This is a genomic window from Companilactobacillus miaonis (genome assembly GCF_036913615.1).
Taxonomy (GTDB): Bacteria; Bacillota; Bacilli; order Lactobacillales; family Lactobacillaceae; genus Companilactobacillus.
This window is the reverse complement of the sequence record NZ_JAYKTX010000003.1, coordinates 131,332-151,641: the sequence shown is the minus strand read 5'-3', so window position 1 is coordinate 151,641 and position 20,310 is coordinate 131,332. Positions and strand designations below refer to the sequence as shown.

Here is a 20,310-nt window from a genome sequence, read left to right as displayed (position 1 = left end):
TCCTATTTCTCATTAATTTTTGTAATTCTCTGTACTAAATCTAACAATTCTTTATCATCTGCATATTTATTCTCAACAATTGTCCGTAATTTGTCAGCAATATCATCGATTTCAACCGTTTTTTCAATCAAGCCTAATTCTTTTTCAAATGACTCTAAAAGATTGATTGATCGATGCAAATTATCTAAAACAGCTTGTCTAGAAACGTCCAATTGTTCAGAAATTTCACTCAGCGAAAAATCTTCTACATAATATAAATCAATGTAGCGACTCTGCTTCTTGGTCAAAAGTGAACTGTAAAAATTATACAGTAAATTCACGCGAGTTGTTTCGTCAATATTCATTATTTATCTGAAGACCCAACGATCAGCTCTTTGAATAGTCCATAAATAAATTTCTCTGGATCAAAATCGCGTAAATCATCCATCTGTTCACCAAGACCAACTAGTTTGACCGGAATGTGTAATTCATTTCTAATTGCCAATACGATTCCACCTTGAGAACTACCATCAAGTTTTGTCAAAACAATTCCCGAAACATCTGTCGTTTCATTAAATTGTTTAGCTTGACTCAAAGCATTTTGACCAGTTGACCCATCCAAAACTAGAAGGACTTCCTGAGGTGCGTTAGGTAATTCACGGGTAATGACTCGCTTAATTTTTTCTAGCTCACGCATCAATCCTTCTTTGTTTTGTAAACGTCCAGCCGTATCGACCAACAGAATATCAAAGTCTTCATTAACTGCCCTTTGAACAGCATCGTAAACGACTGAAGCAGGATCGGTATGAGCTTTGCTTGCTTGAACCGGCACGTCTACACGTTTACCCCATTCTTGCAATTGCTCAATTGCACCAGCTCTGAAAGTATCACCAGCAGCTAGTAAAACTTTTTTACCTTCTTGTTGATAACGATGAGCTAATTTACCAATTGTGGTTGTTTTACCAGCACCATTAACACCGACAAATAGGAAAACAGTAGGTGTCTTATCTTGGCTAAAACTCAAGGTATTATCTTCATTCTTACCTTCTTCACCATACATATCAACTAATTTCTTCACGATAACATTTGAAACGTCAGAACGCTTTTTAGCATTCTCTAATTTAACTTCTTCACGCAACTCATCTGAAATTCGCATTGCTGTTTCGTAACCAACATCTGATTCAATCAGTAATTCTTCCAAATCGTCAAAGAAGTCCTCATCAACACTACGGAAATTAGCTAAGAAACGATTAAATCTAGCACTGAAGGAATTGCGACTCTTCTTTAAGCCTTCGTCGTACTCTTTGACATCATCTTTAGATTCTGTTTCAGCTTGCTCCGTCGATGTCTGTTCTTCTGAATTTTCTTTAGAATCTTCATTTGAATCAGTCTTAGGTTCAGAATCGGATTCAGACTCGGATTCATCCTCTTGTGTTGTAATCTCTGCTTGTACATCTTGAGCTGCAGGTTCTGCTTCTACATCTGATTTAGTAGTATCTGCTTCTTTTGTTTCAGATTCAGGCTCTGCTTGCTGAATTTCCTCATTAATTTCAGTTTCTTTTGTCTCGGGTTCATCCTCTTCATTAGAATCTTCTGGTCCATTTGATGGTTCAGATTCCTCATGACTTTGAATCGTTGACTCAGCAGACTTTTCTTCTGTACCTGCATCATTATCGGTAACTTTAGTTTCAGTTGACTCAGATGAAGTTTTATCAGATTCTTCGTTTTGGTCAGTTGCTTGGGCTTCTTGGGATTTCTTTTCTAATTCTTCATCTTTTTTAGAATCATCTTTTCCCGTAAAAGCTTTTTTAATTCGATCAAATAATCCCATAATTTACTCCTTATCCTTTAACTTCGACACTTAACATGCATGACACACCAGACTCTTCCATCGTGACGCCGTATAAGCGATTGACATTCATCATCGTTCCTTTACGATGAGTGATTACGATAAATTCAGTATTGTCATCATATTGATTCAAATAGTTAGCAAAACGATAAACATTCGCATCATCAAGTGAAGCTTCAACTTCATCCAAAATACAGAAAGGAACTGGTTTAACTTTGATAATGGCAAATAATAAAGTGATTGCCGTCAAAGCCTTTTCACCACCTGACAACAAACTCAAACGTTGAAATTTCTTCCCTGGTGGTTGGGCAATGATCTCAATTCCAGTTTCTAACAAATTATCTGGTTCCGTCAAAACTAACTTGGCTCGACCACCGGCAAACATCTCCGGAAAAATCACTTCAAAGGCAGCGGCAACTTCATCAAAAGTCTTTTTAAAGCGAGTCGTTACTTCCTTATCCATCTCTGCCATCGTATCCAACAACTGAGCACGAGCTTTCAATAAATCATTTTGCTGTTGAGTTAAGAATTCATAACGATCTTTGACCTTATCATATTCAGCGATAGCAGCCAAATTGACCTCACCTAACTCTTCAATTCCCATTTTGAGTAAGCGAGCTTCTTTTTGCAACTGTTGCGGATCAAAATCACCTTTGTTTAATTCTAAGAGTGAAGCTTCATAAGTCATTTGATAATCCTGAGACAGCGTATCAAGGCGACTATTAATCTCATTGGAGAGTTTGGTATTCTTAATTGCTAAACCTTCTTGTTGATCAGAAGCATTTTTTTGTAAATCAAAATTTCTCTGAGCTTTATTATTCAAATCACTCGACAAAGCTTGTTGTTGCTCACGTTGCTCTCTCAAAGAAGCCAGGCTCTTTTCAAGTTGAGCGATTTCTTTTTTAAGCGTTTCAATTCGTTTTTTCACTTCTGAATTACTCAAATTCAACTGGTCTTTTTCTGAATCCAAGGTCTTCAAACGTTGATTGACATCATCCAATTGCAAATCAAGTTTTTGACCGGCTGATTTCAATTCATCGTTTTGAACCGAGGCAGTTTCAAAAGTACTCTTAATGACGGCCAGTTGCGTCTGTAATTGACGTTCATTTTCATTGATCGATTTCAATTCTGCATCAAAATCAGTTAGTAACTTTTGCTTCTGTTCAATTTCTGCTTGATTTTGGGAAATATTTTGCTTAATTTTTTCTGCTAATTGTGTTTGTTTCGCTAAATCTTGTTGCAATTGACTTGCTTCAGTTTGATTTTTAGACAAACCATATTGAACAATCGTTAAACGCTCATCAAAATGTTTCTTTTCATTTTGATAAGTTGACAACGAATTCTCTAATTGATTCTTTTCTTGATTAAAACTAGCTAATTTTTCATCAGCAGTTTTCTTTTCTGCATTTAGTTTGATCAATTGATTCCGTAAATCTTGAACTTCTTGCTGCTTTTGATCAAGTGATAATTCTTTTTGTGACAGTTGTTTTGTTAACTGCGTTAGATCATCTTTTCTCGTTAAAATATTGGAATTAACTCGGCGTTGTTGTCCACCAGTTAAAGATCCGCCAGCATTAACAACATTTCCGTCTAAAGTTACCACCCGATATTTACGAGCCACAGCTGCAGAAATTTTCGTAGCAACATCGATATTTTGAGCCACTAATAAGTTACCTAAAATATTTTTAACGATATTACCAACTTTTTGGTCATACTTTACCAAATCACTAGCGACCCCAACAAAACCGGCGATTGCTTTGGCTTTGTTCAAATCGTTAGCGTAGATCTCACGAGGACGAATGATATTGATCGGCAAGAAAGTGGCCCGTCCACCACGACTTTGACGCAAAAATGAAATTGCTTTTTTAGCTGCAGACTCATCTTCTGTAACAATCGATTGTAATTGATTACTTACTACAGTCTCAATTGCTAATTGATAATCTTTAGGTACAGAAATTAATTCAGCAATAGCACCGACAATACCTGGCAACTTTTCTTGATTATTTAAAACATTCTTAGCGCCCTCAAAGAAACCAGCGTGCTCTTGTTCCATGTTTTCCAACACTTTTTTACGCGCTTTAATTTCTTGTAAGCCCTCCAAAATAGCTAAGTAATTACTATTTTCCTTCTTACCAGTTTCAGTAATTTGTTCAATTTGTTTTGAGAGAGTTTGATCTTGTTCAATCAAAGATTTGTTATCACTTATCAAATCAGCAATTCTTTTCTGCAAAATATCAGCTTTAGATTGTGATTCCTTAGTACTTTGATTGATTTCTGCCACTTGTTTATTTTGTTCAGCAATAGAAGCAAGAACTCGGTCCAATTGCTTTTGAGAATACTTTTGATCATTATTATTAGAAACTTGATCCTGTAAGAAATTGACATAGTCGTCACGCAATTGATCAATATTTTTAGAAATATCAGCCGGTGTCTTCTGCTTCAATTGTTGAACATCTTTCAGCTGCTTTTCAAACTGTTGGATTTTCGCCTTACAATCAGCTAGTTTTTGACTAGAGGCAGTTAATTTTTCCTGATTAGCTTGCTTCTGCTCTAACAAATCTGACAACTGCTTCTTCAAAGAAGCTTGACTGGTAGTATTAAAGCCACTTCTCTCATCAGCTACAGCAACTTTTCCGTTATAGACTTCTAAAATTCGTGTATTATCAGTCAATTTATTTTGTTGTTCGTCGATTTTTTTCGTAAGTTGTTGAATCTTTTGGTTATTGTCTTCAACTTGTTTATTAGCGATTTTAACTTGTTGGGCAATATTTTCAGCACTCAATTTTACTTCACGTAATTCTTTATCAATCTGATGTTTTTGTGAAGACAAATCTTTGATTTCAATCGTTAAGATTTTTTGATAGATACTATCATACTTGCTCTTTTGTTCTTGATAATCTCGAGCAATACTAGCTTGCTCTTTTAATGGTTCGACTTGTTTAGATAACTCTGAAACAATATCAGACACACGATGCAAGTTATCCGTCGTTTCTGACAATTTATTTTCAGCTTGTTGTTTCTTCTGCTTAAAAAGTGACACTCCAGCGGATTCTTCAATGATACTACGTCTTTCAGTCGGTTTGCTGTTGAAAATAGCTTCAACTCGACCTTGAGAGATGATTGAAAATGACTGCTTTCCCATCCCAGAATCCATAAATAATTCAGTAATGTCACGCAATCGACAAGCCTTTTTATTGATCAAAAATTCAGTATCGCCATTTCTAAACAAGCGGCGACAGATCGTAATATTATCTTGGGCCGATTTCAATTCATGATTGTGATTGTCAAACTCTAAAATCACTTCAGCACGATTCATCTGAGGACGAGTCGCACTACCAGCAAAAATCACATCGACCATCTTGTCTCCACGTAAGCTTTTTGCTGATTGTTCACCCATTACCCAACGAATTGCTTCAGTAATATTTGATTTTCCACTCCCGTTGGGTCCGACGATACCAGTGATTCCACTCGTAAAATCAATCTTTGTTTTATCAGCAAATGACTTAAACCCATTGATCGTTAATGATTTTAACGGCATAAATAAACTCCTATAATTCCTCTAGTGCGCGCTTGGCTGCCATCTGTTCAGCATGCTTCTTACTGTAGCCAAGACCTTTGGATAAAATTTTACCATTGGCAATCAATTCAACTTTGAACTTCTTGTCATGATCAGGACCTTCTTCATCAATTACTTTGTAATCAATTTCGACTTCACCTGATTGTTGTAATTTTTCTTGTAAGTGTGTCTTAAAGTCAGTATCTTCTGAAAATTCGCCAGAATCGATGTGTGGATAAACGACTTTCTTCAAGAAATCATTGACCACTTCGTTACCTTGATCAAGGTACAAGGCTCCATTAAAGGCTTCAAAGATATCTTCAAGCAAGGTATGTCTTTGACGAGCGCCTTGTTTTTCTTCGCCTTTACCAATCAACAAGTACTTGTCAATTTGAATTTCCTTTGCAAAACGTGCAAAACTATCTGTTCGCACAATATCTGATCTCAAACGAGTCAATTTTCCTTCAGGTAATTCAGGATATTTCTTAAATAAATAACGAGAGATATTAATTTCCAAAACGGCATCTCCTAAAAATTCCAGACGCTCGTAATCACCAATTCCCAACTCCTTGTGCTCATTGTCAAATGACGAGTGAGTCATTGCTCTCTCAACCAAACTTTTATCGTTAAACTTAATTCCGTATTTTTCATCTAAAAACTCTAAGAATTTCGGATCTAACATAACGTGTCCCCTTTCCAATAATATTAATTATACTAAACTTTCCACTTAAATAATTATCCGGATAAAAAAATAAGACCATTCGGCCTTATTTTTGATGTGATGAAATGTAACTAACTGCCTCACCGACGGTGGTGATCTTTTCTGCATCGTCGTCAGGGATTTCTGAACCAAAGGCATCTTCTAATTCAAGTACAAATTCAACTAGGTCGATTGAGTCTGCATCAAGATCCTTTGTGAAGGATGTTTCTTTAGTAATTGTTGAAGCATCAACCTCAAATTTATCAGCAATTAGTGAAACGATTTTATCAAAAACTTCTTGTTCTGTCATGGAGATCTCCTTATTTTTCTGGATTCATTTGTTCAAAATATTTATTTGCTTTATTAATCGTATCGTTCTTTAGCATATCATTAATCTGCTTAACAGTATAAAAGACTGTCTTAGCATCGGCTGCCCCATGAGCTTTGATAACTGGTGACTTCAGACCCAAAAGGACTGCTCCACCTGCTTGAGAAGTATCAAACATCTTCTTTAATCCCTTTAGAGAAGGCGAAACGATAGCTGCACCCATTTTAGTAAAAATACCATTATTTAGCAAGGCATCTTTCAACTCACTTAAAAGAATCGTCGCTGTACCTTCAGTAGCCTTCAAAGCAGCATTACCAGTAAAGCCATCCGTAACAATAACGTCGGCCACACCGGCTAAGATATTGTTTGATTCAACGTTACCGATAAAATTGATACCTTCAGTATTTTTCAATAATTGATAAGCTTCTTTATGAAGTGTGTCACCTTTGTCGTATTCAGTCCCATTATTCAAAAGAGCAATTCTTGGCTTATCGATTTTCTTGACGTCTCGTGCATAAATTGACCCCATAATAGCCCATTGTTGTAAATATGCTGGTTTAGCTTCTGCATTGGCTCCAACATCCAAAATATTTACTCCTAATGGAGAATTAGTTACTGGCAAGGTTGGCATCAAAGCAGGGCGTGACACTTGTTTGATTCTTCCCACGATAAAAATTCCTGCAGCTAAAAGAGCACCAGTATTTCCAAGTGAAAATAAAGCATCATTTTCACCATCTTTGACTGACTTAGCAGCCAAAACCATTGAAGCATTTTTCTTAGTACGTATTGCTTTAACTGGTTCATCCGTACCGAGAATCTCTTCATCAGTGTGGACAATTTTAATTCGAGTATCATCCTTCAAATAATCTTTAATTTGAGCTTGATCTCCATACAGTACAAATTCTAGATCTGACCACTCATCACGAGCTTGTTCGATTCCTTCAACTATCACTTGTGGAGCATTGTCTCCACCCATTGCATCGACAGCTATTTTCATTTTATTTCCTCACTAATCAAAATTATTTAATTGATCGAATTCATCTTTAATAAACATCCGTAAATTTAAAGTTTCTGAACTATTCATCAAAGATTCATTTTCAAATAAGTTCGTTGCTTCCTCTTGAGCAATTTCCAAAATATTAATGTCATTGATTGGATTACCGACTTTAAATTCCGGCAACCCTGACTGACGATTCCCCAATAAATCACCAGCCCCACGCATTTTCAAGTCAGCTTCAGCCAAAACGAAACCATCATTAGTTGATGTTAAAATTTTCATTCTTTCTAAAGCAGCTTCATTTTTAGGATCAGCAATTAAAATACAGTACGATTGCTTTTCTCCACGACCAACACGGCCACGTAACTGATGTAATTGTGACAAGCCAAACCGATTGGCATCATAAATGACCATCACTGAAGCATTAGGAACATCGACCCCAACTTCAATGACCGTCGTTGAAACTAAGACATCGATTTTTTTGTCGGCAAAATCATTCATCACTGCTTCTTTTTGATCATTTGGCATTTGCCCATGTAACAAACCAATTTGATATTTTTGACCAAATAATTCATTAAACTTATCATAAATCAATTCAGCGTTTTTTAAATCTATTTTTTCAGATTCTGAGATCAAAGGCGTCACGACATAAACCTGAGCTCCAGTGGATAATTCTTTAGCCACAAATTGATACATCTGTTCAATCTTTTGACTACGAATCCAGTAGGTTTCAATTTTCTTTCGACCAGCTGGTAACTGATCGATTCTTGAAACATCCATGTCCCCATAAGTCGTAATGGCTAAAGTTCTCGGGATTGGCGTGGCAGTCATCGCTAAAACATCCGGATTGTCACCTTTTTGCCGCATAGCCTTTCGTTGATTGACTCCAAATCGATGTTGCTCATCAATGACGATCAAACCAAGATTTTTGAAATCAACTCCCTCTTGAATCAAAGCATGCGTTCCGACCACGATATTAGTTTTTCCACTAGCAATATCTTCAGTAATAAAATCATGCTCTTTTTTAGTTTGTGAACCGGTCAATAATGCCACACGGATCTTTAATGGCGCTAGCAATTTGCTGATTTTATCAAAATGCTGTTGTGCCAAAATTTCAGTTGGCGCCATAATACTAGCTTGAAATCCCGCTGTCACCGAAGCTAACATCGCAATTACTGAGACGATAGTCTTTCCAGAACCAACATCCCCTTGTAAAAGTCGATTCATGTGATGATCTGAATCCATATCACCCAATATTTCTTTGACGACCTTTTGTTGGGCATCAGTTAACGTGAACGGTAAATCAGCAATAAATTGTTGAATAAATTTTTTATCATAATTTTCGATAATACCTAAATTCTTTTGGTTATCTTCTAATTTGATACTCTGCAAGCCACATTGAAATAAGAAAAACTCCCTAAATTTTGCACTGCGACGCGCTTCATCACTCTGCTGAGGTGTCTTAGGAAAATGTACTCCAGCAACAATTTCCTCATCATCTAACAATTTATACTTTTTCCGCAAATAATCTGGCACGACGGTCTCAATTTCTTGATGGTATTTTTCGAAAGCAACTTTAATCAAATTTATTAAAGTTTTTTGATGAATATTTTTATTGACTGAATAAACTGAATCAATCGAATCGTCATTATTAACATCAATTACTTTAATTCCTGTCAGTGCTCGGCGGTTTTCATTCCATTTGCCATAAACAGCCACATCGAGGCCTGTTTCAAACTTATCTTTTAACCAAGGCTGATTAAAAAATGTCACCATGATCGATTCGTTCTCTACCAATAGGCGAACATTCAAGCGATTTTTCTTATAGCCATAACGAAAAACAACTGGATCACTAGCAACTACGCCTTTGAGTAAGATTTTTTCCTGATCAACTGCTTCGTCTAAAGATTTAGCTTCCATATCCTCATAACGAAACGGGAAATAAAACAACAAATCATAGACATTCTCGATTCCTAATGACTTCAACGCTTCTAAACGTTTTGGCCCCACCGAAGGTAATGTTGCTAATGATACTTTTCTAAGATCCATAATTTCCCCTTTCTTTGGATTAGAACGAAAAGAGGCCTGACAAAACTGTTGTTTCATCATTGCCTCAATTTTTAATTATTCAACTGAAATCAAATATGGATAAACTGGTTGATCACCTTGGTGAATTTCTGTCTCTAGGTCAGAATATTTATCATCTAAGTAATCTGCAACCTTTTGAGCATCTTCAGTATTTCCATCTTGACCGACCATGATAGTAATAACTTCGCTATCTTCATCGATCATCTTATCAAGCATTTTTTCAGTTCCAGCAACAATATCAGGATCATCTACTAAAATTTTACCATCGACGATTCCCATGTAATGACCTTTAGTGATCTTCAAACCATCAATTTCTGTATCACGGATTGCTTGAGTGATTTGACCACTCTTAACTGTATCCAATGAATCTTCCATGTTCTCTTCATTTTCTTCCAAATCTGCTTCAGGATTGAATGAAAGCATGGCTGTCATTCCTTGAGAAATCGTCTTCGTGCCAACAATAGCCACCGGGATATCTACTAAATCAACCGCTTGTTTGGCTGCCATGATGATATTTCCGTTATTAGGTAGCACTAACGCACGTTTAGCATTAGATTTGTTAATTGCATCCACGATGTCATTGGTTGATGGATTCATCGTTTGACCACCACTGATAATATGCGTGACACCTAAACTTTCAAATAATTGAGCTAAACCTTCCCCAGAGGAGACAGCAATAACTGCGTAATCGATTTGTTTTTGTTCAGGTTCTGCAACTGGTTCGTCTTCTTCAACAATTGTTTCATGTTGCAAACGCATGTTATCGATCTTAATTTTGCTCAAAGCCCCATACTTGCGACCGGCTGCCCAAACTTTATATGGATAATTAGTGTGAACGTGAACTTTGACTACTTCGTCATCAGCCACACAAATCAATGAATCCCCAATTGTATCTAAGTAATTACGTAAGGTATCATTGTTGAATTTCTCATCACTAGTAGGATCTTTACCCAATTCGACCATCATTTCGGTACAATAACCATTTTGAATCTCATCAGTATTGAATTGTCCTTGAACTGATTGATGATGGGACGCATTGACCATTTCAGCCATATCACGTTCATCTGGAACATATTCTTCATCACCACTAGTTTGACCGCTTAGACCTTCTAAAAAGCCCTCATAAATGAAAACTAGTCCTTGACCACCAGAATCCACTACGCCAACTTCTTTCAAAACTGGCAAAAGTGATGGTGTCTTTTCAAGACCGACTTTAGAACCTTTAACAACTGCTTTTAAAATCTCAACAGTGTCATTAGTACTTTCAACTTTCTTCATGGCAGCTTCAGCACCAAAACGTGCTACTGTCAAAATTGTTCCTTCAACTGGTTTCATAACAGCTTTATAGGCTGTTTTTACACCGTCATCAAAGGCTTTAGCCAAATCCATGGCATTTAAAGTATCTTTATTTTCAATACTCTTTGAAAAACCACGGAAAATTTGTGATGTAATAACCCCTGAATTTCCACGGGCACCCATTAATAGCCCCTTAGCTAAGGCTTTTCCTAAAATACCAACGTTGTCGCTCTCAGACTCATTAACGGCCTTAAAACCACTCTGAATCGTTAAACTCATATTAGTACCGGTATCACCATCAGGAACCGGAAAGACATTTAATGAGTTAACAAATTTAGCATTCTTCTCGAGTCGATGTGATGCCACACGAATCATATCTGAAAATTCTTTTTTTGTAATTAATTCTTTGCTCAAAAGTTTTCCCTCCAACTAGCTTACCTATTCAATGTCATCTAGAACTTTAATTCCTTGAACATATACATTAACAGTGCCAGCTGGTGTCCCAAGCATTGTTTCTAGGTTGTATTTCACTTTTTCTTTTAAATTCTTAGCTACTTCAGATATCTTAATTCCATATCCGACAATAATATAAACATCAACGGCTAGCTTTCCGTCCTCTTGATGAATCACTATACCTCTAGAAAAATCTTCACGGTTTAAAATTGTATTCATGCCGTCACGCAATTGATTTTTGCTTGCCATACCTACAATACCGTAGATATCAGAAGCAGCTCCACCAACGATCGTTGCAACAGTATTAGTTGAAATTTCAATTTCACCATGCTTTGTTTTTATTGTAACTGCCATATCAGGATCCTCCTATTCTTTGGACCTAAGCTATCATAAACATTAAAATTTTATCATAGCAACATTTCGAATTAAAGATTTAAACCATATTAAACTCTATTATTACACAATTAGTCTATTGATTTCATTTCTAGGTTATGGTAAATTAGTCAGGTGATATTTTAAAGAAAAAACATGTAGCCAAAGGAGGTCGGTCCCATGGCAAAAGATATTATTACAGGCCGTAAGACAGTGTTCGGTAACAAACGTTCACACGCTCTTAACCAAACAAAGCGTGCTTGGAAGCCAAACTTGCAAAAAGTTCGTATCATGGTAGATGGTAAGCCAAAACGTGTATGGGTTTCAGCTAGAGCATTGAAATCAGGAAAAGTTACTCGTGTATAATTATCACTTTAGAATTTAAAAGAGACTAACATTTACTTGTTGGTCTCTTTTATTTTACACTTTATAATATATTCTATTCTGTAAGGGAGGGATTCATGATGAAAATACTCATAGGAAATCAAAAAGATAATGATGATCGACTTTCTAATGCCATCGTTAACGCTCAAGATGGTGATGTGATCGAATTATTACCTGGCTCCTATTTTACAAAAGATAATCCCTTAATTTGTACCATTACCAACAATATTTCAATCATTGGTAAAACTTATGACAATGAAGCTGTCAAATTGTACGCCAGCATTACAGTCGTTCAAGGAGCAACTGTTATTTTCAAAAATCTATTACTCAGTTACACTGCCAACGACGAAAACACTCTCAGTGCTTACGATGCTTCAAAAGTATATGGCGATAACGTAACCATCGACCGCAACACAAGTGACAGTTGGGACACCATTTACGGTCAAAATTCCTATTTCTCATTCAAAGAAAGTCAAATTGGTACTGGTAATAAAACCAAAGCCATTGGACTTTCCTTAGATCACAGTAAATTATTTGCCCAAAATACCACTTTTGCCTATTTATTTGCCAAAAATTCAACGATCTATTTAAAGAATTCAGTCATTTTTAACAAATTGGAACTACGCCGGAAAACGAACTTATTCTTTCGAGATTTACAGATCGATACAACCTTTGTCTACGCCAAAAACGACTTAGCCGTGAAAAGTAATTCAAGTTTTCAAGGACAAGAATTACGATTCTATCGTCAATCACCAAACGTTAGAATTTTAAAAAGCAATTTTAACGTTGAAAAATTTAATCCACAATTAAATAAAATTCACTTTAAGTATGATAAAACCTCAAAAGTCTTAGCTGACAAACAGACACCTAAAAATGATTTTGCTAACTGATTTTGATTCTGCACAAGTTTTGTAATTGGTTTCCTGCTTAATCTTAATTACTGTCCCTTCATCTTCTGCAACAAATTGAATGGTAGATTTATGATTTCTTTCTAGTGTTTTAAAAAAGAAGCTGTATTAATGCAAGTAGCATTAGTTCAGCTTCTTTTTTAGTCTAGAACAACAACATTAGTTATCTTTACTTTGAATCACTGCGACAATTCCACTTTGAAACTCAAAATCGATCGTCTCACCAAGAAATTCATTGCTAGCCCAACTGACTGGATGTCCAGCACTAAAGTCGGACAATTTATATTTGGCATCTTTTAATTTCAAGTGCGTAACTGGTCCCAAATTGACGAAAGCCACATACTTCATGCCATTTTCATGATATATCGTGTAATGACCTGGTCTAAAGAAACGGATCGTATTTGTCTTTGATTTATAGTACAACTTATCGTAAAAATCTAAGAATCGTGGATCAAATGGTAGAAACAGATTGACTAAGAAATGATCGATTCTACCGCCAGTTGCCCCATAGACGTAATATTCTTGTGCATCAAATTTGTCCCGTGCCGCCAATAAACAAAGTTCAGAATCAGTATCATCTTTTTCAGGTGGATACTTTTTAAAATCCGGAACATTTTCTTTGAGCAATTTTTGTTCTTTTTTACTAATTGAATCGAAATCACCGATGGCAATTTCTGGAATAATTCCTTGTTCGAGCAAATAAAGGCTACCTCGATCGGCTCCAATCCAAGGTCCAGGAATCGCCTTGATACTACTTAATTCTTGCGGGTATTCTGTTTTTGGACCACCCAAGAGAATATTTACTCGTTTCATTTTTTAGCATCCACAGCCATTGTTCTCAAATCAGCAACGCGCTCTTTAATATCATCGTGACCAAACAAATATGAACCGGCTACAAAAATATCAGCTCCGGCATGAGCACACTTGGCAATTGTTTCATTGTTGACACCGCCATCGACCTCAATTTCAAAATCATCATCAGCCGCTGTTTGACGTAATTGATCAAGTCGTTGAATCTTCTTAGTCATATTAGTAATAAACTTTTGACCACCAAAACCAGGATTAACCGTCATAACCAAAATTTGATCGATCACTGGGAATAATTCTTTAACTGCTTCTAATGAGGTACCTGGATTAATAACAACCCCAGCTTTAACACCTAGACTCTTGATCAAATCGATTGAACGATAAATATGTTTAGTGCTTTCCGCATGTACCAAAATCGTATCAGCTCCGGCATCAGCAATTGGTTTAATATACTGATCTGGATTATCGACCATCATGTGAACGTCTAAAGGCTTGTCGGTTACTCGACGCATCCCTTCAACGACACTTGGACTAAAAGACATATTTGGTACAAAGTGACCATCCATCACATCAATGTGGAACAAATCTGCTCCAGCATCTTCAGCTAGTTTCACGTCACGTTCTAAGTTCATAATATCTGCAGATAAAATTGAAGGTGCAATTTTTACTGTCATTTAATTCAACTCCTCAATATCTTTTTTTATACGAATTAATTTCATTCAAAAAGTACAAATAATTATCATAGCGACTTTGCATTATTTTGCCTTCTGACAAAGCTTCTTTAACAGCACAACCTGGTTCGTTAACGTGGCGGCAACCTCTGAACTGACAATCACCACTGTAATCAAGAAATTCTGGATAAAGTTTTGGTAATTCCTCGGCTGAGATGTCCATCAAGTCAATTGATGAAAAGCCTGGAGTATCAGCGACCAGTCCGTCAGCAATATTGAACAATGAAACTTGTCTAGTTGTATGTTTACCACGATTTAAGGTCTGTGAGATCTCAGCTGTGGCTAAACCTAATTCTGTATCAATATGATTCAATAACGTTGATTTACCAGCACCAGATTGACCCGTGAAGACTGTCACTTTATCAGCAAAAGTCTCCTCTAATTTGGCAATCTGGTGTTCGTTATAACTATCTCGATCATCAAAAACTAAGTAATCCGCTTGATGATATCCCAGCAAATTCTCTTTTAATTGCTGATATTGCTCGTCACTCAAAAGATCTGCTTTAGTTAAATAAATCACTGGTTCAATTTTATTATGTTCCAAATTGATCAAAATTTTATCCAAGAGATTACTGGAGAAATTTGGTTGTGCTGACGATGTAACTACGATTGCTTGGTCAACATTAGCTATCGGTGGCCTAACCAAACTGTTCTCACGTGGCAGAATTTCCAAAATATAACCCAAATCACCGGTTGCATCAAAAGTTACTTTATCTCCTACCACTGGCTTGATTTTTCTCTTTCGAAAATTACCACGTGCTCTTGTTCGAATAATTGTTTCACTTTCATTATCAAAAACATCATAAAAGCCACTGATCGACTTAATAATCCGTCCTGTTTTTTCCATAAATCACCTATTTAACTGAACCACCTAAAACAGTCTTATTGTCACGTTCGACAACGTAGGATCCAGTTTGTCCATCTTTTAAATTAAAACTTAATGTTACTGGTGTATCTTGTGTAATCGTCATTGTCTTATAAACGGTTGAAATATTGTGGGTAGCATCAGAAATATAGATCGTAATGTTATTATCGCCACTTGTGTCATAAGGAATCGTAATGTCTTTGGTTACTGTACTTGTAGTAGAAGAATTGCTACTACTGTTATTACTATTATTAGAATCTGAATCATCACTGTCACTAGTAGTGGACTTATCAGGATCTTTACCTTTAGACATCACAACTGTCAAAGTTCCCCCTTCATTGAGGGTACTATTTGGTCCTGGATCTTGTCTAATTAAAATCCCATCCGCAACGCTGTCAGAATATTCATATGAGACATCCAAAATCAATCCAGCATCACTGGCATAATCTTGAATGCTCTTTAAATTATAACCTTCAAGATCTCTGACTTTAATGACTTTTGGTTTAACCGCTTTTATTTTTGCTAACGTCAAAGTCAACGACTTATTCTTAGTAACGACTCGTTTACCTTTAGGAATACTTTGGTTCAAAATAGTTCCCGCTTCATAATCATTCGTCGCTCTATATTTAACTTTGACATTAAAACCACGTTTTTTCAAATTATCGGAAACGTCTTCATACTGTTTACCGACTAATTTAGGCATCTTATAATACGTTGCACCGAGGCTAATTACTAAATTAACATCAGCACCATTTTTTAACTTGAGCCCTTTAGCAGGAATCGATTTGACAACGTGTCCGGCTTCAACATCATCATCATTTTCTTTTGAAACTTCTCCAACTTGTAAATTAGAACTCTTCAACATAACCGAAGCTTGTTTCAGCGTTAAATTATACAAATCGGGTACGGTTGTTTCTTGATTGCTCTTAATAATCATTGCGACTAAGAACAAAATTAGAACTAGCGGAATTAAAGACAAAAGAATGATCATTCTTTTTTTCCGACTAATTTTTTTAGGTACTTGTTTCTTGGGAGCAGCCGCTTCGTCACTAGTATTATCTAGTGGCTGCATCACTCTTGTTTCTTCTAAATTATTAATTGGGGTCGGTATGAACTTGGGTTCGTCGCTACGCTCAGGCATCAGACAAGTATTCAAATCTTCACACATTTCTTTGACTGATTGATAACGTTGTTCTGGATCCTTGGCTGTAGCTTTCAAAACTGCGTTCTCAAGTGGTTGTGGAATATCTGGGTCAATCTTACGCAAGTCTGGCATATCTTCCTTAGAATGCTTTAAAGCGACTGTGACCGCTGTATCTCCAGTAAAAGGAACATGTTTTGTTATCAATTCAAACAAAATAATCCCTAGAGCATAAATATCCGACAAAACTGTAGCTGAATATCCTTTGATTTGTTCGGGTGACATATAATGCACTGAACCTAACAACGAATTAGTTCTTGTAATTGAACGCTCACTTAAAGCTAACGCAATACCAAAATCGGAAACTTTAACTTGTATCGGTTTCTTAGCTTCGTCAACCAAAATATTTTCCGGCTTTAAATCACGGTGAATAATTCCATGTTCATGCGCATCAGACACAGCCATACAGATCTGTTTCATAATATCAACGACTTCGTGATAAGGAATTGGATAATGTGTCCGAATGTATTTCTTCAAATTCGGTCCGTCAACATATTCGATGACGATGTACTGCACGCCGTTATCGTTTCCAACATCTAAGACATTGACAATATTAGGATTGGAGAGCCCACTTGTTGCTTTGGCTTCACGTGCAAATCTCCTCTTGACTGACTCGTCATCTTGGAGATCAAAACGTAAAGCTTTAACAGCAACTTTGCGATTTAACAAGGTATCATTAGCTAAATAAACATTAGCCATTCCACCTTCACCAAGTGTACCTAGAATCTCATAACGACCGCCTACTAGGTAACCCTTCTCCATTTACTGCTTACCTCCATCACTTTTAGTTGAGAAGAGCAAGGCGGTTATATTATCTCTTCCTCCAGCAGCATTTGCTTTATTGATCAACAAATGGCATTTTGCATCTAAACTGATCTCTTGAGCCAAAATATCTTTAATTTCATTCTCAGGAACCATATTAGTCAAACCATCCGTACACAATAAAATGATTGAATCATCGATCAAATCGAAATTCTTCACTCTTGGTTGAACCGTCTGCGAAACACCCAGCGTTTGTGTAATGATATTTTTTTGAGGATGATTTTCGGCTTCTTCAGGACTGATTTGGCCAGTTTCTAACAATTCATGAACTAATGAATGGTCAACACTCAATTGTTTCAACGCACCATCGGTGTAAATATAACATCTGGAATCACCTACGTTGACAACCATTAGTTTATTTTGAACGAAAAAGACACCAACCATCGTCGTACCCATACCATTTAGATCATCAAACTGATTTGAGACTGAAACGATTCGGTCATTTTCCTTGCTCAATTCACTGATGATCCATTCACGTAATTCATCAATATCATCGACTTCTGATTCTTGAAAATTGTGCCCCAAATGCGACACTGCCATATCTGAAGCAACATCTCCGCCACGATGGCCGCCCATCCCATCAGCAACGATTCCGAACACAATATTTTTTTTATTTTTAAAAACATTGACATAATCTTGATTATTTTCTCTGAGTTTTCCAACGTCAGTTAATAACGCATACTTCATTAGTCTTAACCTTACCTCTTTAATTTTTTCTAACAAAAGCTGCTATAAAGAATCCATCTGTAAAGTAATCACTTGGGAAAATCTTCAACATACCGTGAGTCATTGATTCGTCCAATACTGGGTCATGTTTAACTGGAATCAAATCGAAATTCAAATGCTTATCTAAGAATTTCTTCACAACTAACTCATTTTCTTCATCATCGAAAGTACAAGTACTAAATACTAATTTCCCATTTACTTCCAACAAATCTACCATACTATCCAAAATTTCTAATTGGACCCGTTGAAGATTTTCTAAGTCCTCGGGTTTTCTAAAGTAACGTAATTCTGGTTTTCTTCTGATCAATCCCAGACCAGAACAAGGTGCATCGACTAAGATTCGATCAAATTTAGTATTCAAAACGTCCTTAGCTTTTCTAGCATCAACTGCACCTGTACTAATAATATCGCCATAACCCATTCTTTGACCATTCTCACGAACTAATTTGGTCTTATGTTTGTGGATATCTAAGGCAAAAACCTCTCCATCTTTCAAATAACTGGCAATGTGAGTCGTCTTGCCTCCCGGTGCTGAACAAGCATCAAGGACTTTACTGTCAGGTTGAATATCTAAAGCTGGTGCCACTAGCATTGAACTCTCATCTTGAATTGTGTACAAACCGTCACGAAATTCTTGCGTATTAACTAAATTTCCACTCTTAGATACTAATCCAACTGAAGAAATCTTACTGTAATGCATCTCAAAGCCTTGTTCATCAAGAGCTTTCTTCAAGTCATCAACATTCGTTTTATTAGTATTCACTCTGATTGAGACGTGTGATGGCTGATTGACTGAACTTAAAATCTCTTTAGCTTTGTCAAAACCTTGCTGGTCAATCATTAGATCGACTAACCATCTAGGAACACTGTTACGCAAACTAAGATTGTAGACTGAATCACCCTTCGGTAAGTTCTTAAATCCATGACGTTGATAATTACGTAAAACAGCGTTAACCAGATTTCCAGCGCCACGACCTGCTTTTTGCTTGGCAATTTCGGTCGACTCATTTAAAACAGCGTGATCAGGGACTTTATCCAGATATTGTAATTGATAAATCGCACTCATCAATAAAAGATCAAGCCACAGTTCGACTTTCTTATCTTCCAAATAAGGTTTTAATTGGAACTCTAAAACGTATTTATGTTGAATAACGCCATAAACGATATTGGTCATCAGACGACTGTCAGCGTCTGATAAATCGGAATTCTTTAACAGATTATTAATTTCAATATTTGAATAAGCCTTACTTTGGAAAACTCGAGTTAAGGCTGTTACGGCTAACGCACGTGGATTATTTTTCATCTATAATTTGTTGTCCTTTTTCTAGATTTTTGCCTAAACCATTCATATAGTTGGCAATATCCATAATTTTTTTACCGGCTGGTTGAATCTTTTTAATTGCAACTCCTTGGCCATCCCCAGCTACAATCACTAAGCGCTTTTTCCCAAGATCATAAATACTGCCGACTGGTTGATCAGAATTTATTTGTTCTACTTGAGTTTGATAAAGCTTTGTTCTTTGATTATTTAGCATCACCCAAGCACCAGGATCGGGACTCAAGGCTCTGATTTGGTTAAAAATCTCTTCAGCGCTCTTTGAAAAATCAATATGCTCTTGTTCTTTAGAAATATTTGGTGAGAAGACAACTTTATCAGGATCTTGTTTGATTGGATGGATATCACCACTCAAAATCTTGGGGATCGTGTCTAGTAATAAATCACGACCAACGATTGCCATCTTATCAAATAGACTACCATTGTCATCACTTTCCGCTATCGGCAATTTCTTTTGACTAATAATATCACCGGCATCCATCCCTTTAACCATATACATGATCGTGATACCAGTTTCTTTATCACCATTTAGCAAAGACCATTGAATTGGAGCTCCACCACGATATTTAGGCAAAAGTGATCCGTGAACATTGATAGCAGCCACTTTAGCTGAATTTAAAAATGATGTTGGTAAAAATTGACCGTAAGCCGCAGTAATCAAAAGATCTGCGTTAAGTGCCTTTAGTTCTTCCATTTCAGGACTCTTTGGCAATTTAGCTGGCTGATAAACCTTGATATTTTCTGCTTCAGCCACTAATTTTACTGGACTCTTTTGTAACTTTTGTTTACGACCAACTGGTTTATCTGGTTGTGTTACCACTGCAACGACGTCATAATTTGCTTTTAAAAGCCCGCGAAGGACTGTCGCTGAAAATTCTGGTGTTCCTAAAAATATAACTCTTGTCATTCAAT

Annotated in this window: 18 protein-coding genes; 2 read left to right on the top strand and 16 right to left on the bottom strand. The window is 36.4% G+C overall.

Going from position 1 to position 20,310, the window contains the following annotated elements; genetic code table 11:
• Window positions 1-2: 2 nt before the first annotated feature.
• The 9 genes from ylxM to U8521_RS03565 all read right to left on the bottom strand — a co-directional run bounded on the left by ylxM (window position 3) and on the right by U8521_RS03565 (window position 11,600).
• Window positions 3-344, bottom strand: coding sequence for a YlxM family DNA-binding protein (ylxM, locus tag U8521_RS03605; protein ID WP_334332961.1), 342 nt, complete (start codon window positions 342-344; stop codon window positions 3-5).
• Window positions 344-1,810 (bottom strand): signal recognition particle-docking protein FtsY, encoded by a 1,467-nt coding sequence (gene ftsY, locus U8521_RS03600; protein WP_334351873.1) that lies wholly within the window; start codon window positions 1,808-1,810, stop codon window positions 344-346. The genes ylxM and ftsY overlap by 1 nt, the downstream gene beginning before the upstream one ends.
• A gap of 10 nt (window positions 1,811-1,820) precedes the next feature.
• Window positions 1,821-5,366, bottom strand: a complete 3,546-nt coding sequence (gene smc, locus U8521_RS03595; protein ID WP_334351872.1) for a chromosome segregation protein SMC — start codon at window positions 5,364-5,366, stop codon at window positions 1,821-1,823.
• A 10-nt stretch (window positions 5,367-5,376) separates the two neighbouring features.
• Window positions 5,377-6,066 (bottom strand): ribonuclease III, encoded by a 690-nt coding sequence (gene rnc, locus U8521_RS03590; protein ID WP_334332964.1) that lies wholly within the window; start codon window positions 6,064-6,066, stop codon window positions 5,377-5,379.
• An 85-nt stretch (window positions 6,067-6,151) separates the two neighbouring features.
• Window positions 6,152-6,394 (bottom strand): acyl carrier protein, encoded by a 243-nt coding sequence (acpP, locus tag U8521_RS03585; RefSeq protein ID WP_135371828.1) that lies wholly within the window; start codon window positions 6,392-6,394, stop codon window positions 6,152-6,154.
• Window positions 6,395-6,404: 10 nt separating this feature from the next.
• A complete protein-coding gene (gene plsX / locus U8521_RS03580; protein ID WP_334332965.1) occupies window positions 6,405-7,409 on the bottom strand; it encodes a phosphate acyltransferase PlsX in 1,005 nt (334 codons plus the stop codon).
• A 12-nt stretch (window positions 7,410-7,421) separates the two neighbouring features.
• Window positions 7,422-9,458 carry an ATP-dependent DNA helicase RecG gene (gene recG / locus U8521_RS03575; protein ID WP_334351871.1) on the bottom strand — a complete coding sequence of 679 codons (2,037 nt, stop codon included), beginning with the start codon at window positions 9,456-9,458 and terminating at the stop codon, window positions 7,422-7,424.
• A 75-nt stretch (window positions 9,459-9,533) separates the two neighbouring features.
• Window positions 9,534-11,168, bottom strand: coding sequence for a DAK2 domain-containing protein (locus U8521_RS03570; protein ID WP_334333054.1), 1,635 nt, complete (start codon window positions 11,166-11,168; stop codon window positions 9,534-9,536).
• Window positions 11,169-11,231: 63 nt separating this feature from the next.
• Window positions 11,232-11,600 (bottom strand): Asp23/Gls24 family envelope stress response protein, encoded by a 369-nt coding sequence (locus U8521_RS03565; RefSeq protein WP_135371834.1) that lies wholly within the window; start codon window positions 11,598-11,600, stop codon window positions 11,232-11,234.
• A gap of 198 nt (window positions 11,601-11,798) precedes the next feature.
• On the opposite strand from U8521_RS03565, the gene rpmB reads away from it, so the two are divergent.
• Both rpmB and U8521_RS03555 read left to right on the top strand, forming a co-directional pair.
• A complete protein-coding gene (rpmB, locus tag U8521_RS03560) occupies window positions 11,799-11,984 on the top strand; it encodes a 50S ribosomal protein L28 (protein WP_135371836.1) in 186 nt (61 codons plus the stop codon).
• A 95-nt stretch (window positions 11,985-12,079) separates the two neighbouring features.
• The gene (locus U8521_RS03555) at window positions 12,080-12,892 is read left to right on the top strand and encodes a hypothetical protein (protein ID WP_334332967.1); all 813 of its coding nucleotides are present in this window, start codon (window positions 12,080-12,082) and stop codon (window positions 12,890-12,892) included.
• Window positions 12,893-13,069: 177 nt separating this feature from the next.
• Here U8521_RS03555 and U8521_RS03550 read toward each other — a convergent pair whose 3' ends face one another.
• The 7 genes from U8521_RS03550 to fmt are packed head-to-tail and all read right to left on the bottom strand — an operon-like array spanning window position 13,070 to window position 20,305.
• Entirely contained in the window at window positions 13,070-13,723 is a 654-nt protein-coding gene (locus U8521_RS03550) for a thiamine diphosphokinase (RefSeq protein ID WP_334332968.1), read from the bottom strand.
• Window positions 13,720-14,391 (bottom strand): ribulose-phosphate 3-epimerase, encoded by a 672-nt coding sequence (gene rpe / locus U8521_RS03545; RefSeq protein WP_334332969.1) that lies wholly within the window; start codon window positions 14,389-14,391, stop codon window positions 13,720-13,722. Before rpe ends, U8521_RS03550 begins: the two co-directional genes overlap by 4 nt.
• A gap of 13 nt (window positions 14,392-14,404) precedes the next feature.
• Window positions 14,405-15,295, bottom strand: coding sequence for a ribosome small subunit-dependent GTPase A (gene rsgA / locus U8521_RS03540; protein WP_334332970.1), 891 nt, complete (start codon window positions 15,293-15,295; stop codon window positions 14,405-14,407).
• Between the two features lie 7 nt (window positions 15,296-15,302).
• Window positions 15,303-17,276 carry a Stk1 family PASTA domain-containing Ser/Thr kinase gene (gene pknB / locus U8521_RS03535; protein WP_334332971.1) on the bottom strand — a complete coding sequence of 658 codons (1,974 nt, stop codon included), beginning with the start codon at window positions 17,274-17,276 and terminating at the stop codon, window positions 15,303-15,305.
• On the bottom strand, window positions 17,277-18,023 hold the full coding sequence (locus tag U8521_RS03530) for a Stp1/IreP family PP2C-type Ser/Thr phosphatase (protein ID WP_334332972.1): 747 nt from the start codon (window positions 18,021-18,023) through the stop codon (window positions 17,277-17,279). It lies immediately after the preceding gene.
• 19 nt (window positions 18,024-18,042) lie between these two features.
• The gene (rsmB, locus tag U8521_RS03525; RefSeq protein ID WP_334351870.1) at window positions 18,043-19,365 is read right to left on the bottom strand and encodes a 16S rRNA (cytosine(967)-C(5))-methyltransferase RsmB; all 1,323 of its coding nucleotides are present in this window, start codon (window positions 19,363-19,365) and stop codon (window positions 18,043-18,045) included.
• On the bottom strand, window positions 19,355-20,305 hold the full coding sequence (gene fmt, locus U8521_RS03520; RefSeq protein ID WP_334351869.1) for a methionyl-tRNA formyltransferase: 951 nt from the start codon (window positions 20,303-20,305) through the stop codon (window positions 19,355-19,357). Before fmt ends, rsmB begins: the two co-directional genes overlap by 11 nt.
• Between the last annotated feature and the right edge of the window lie 5 nt (window positions 20,306-20,310).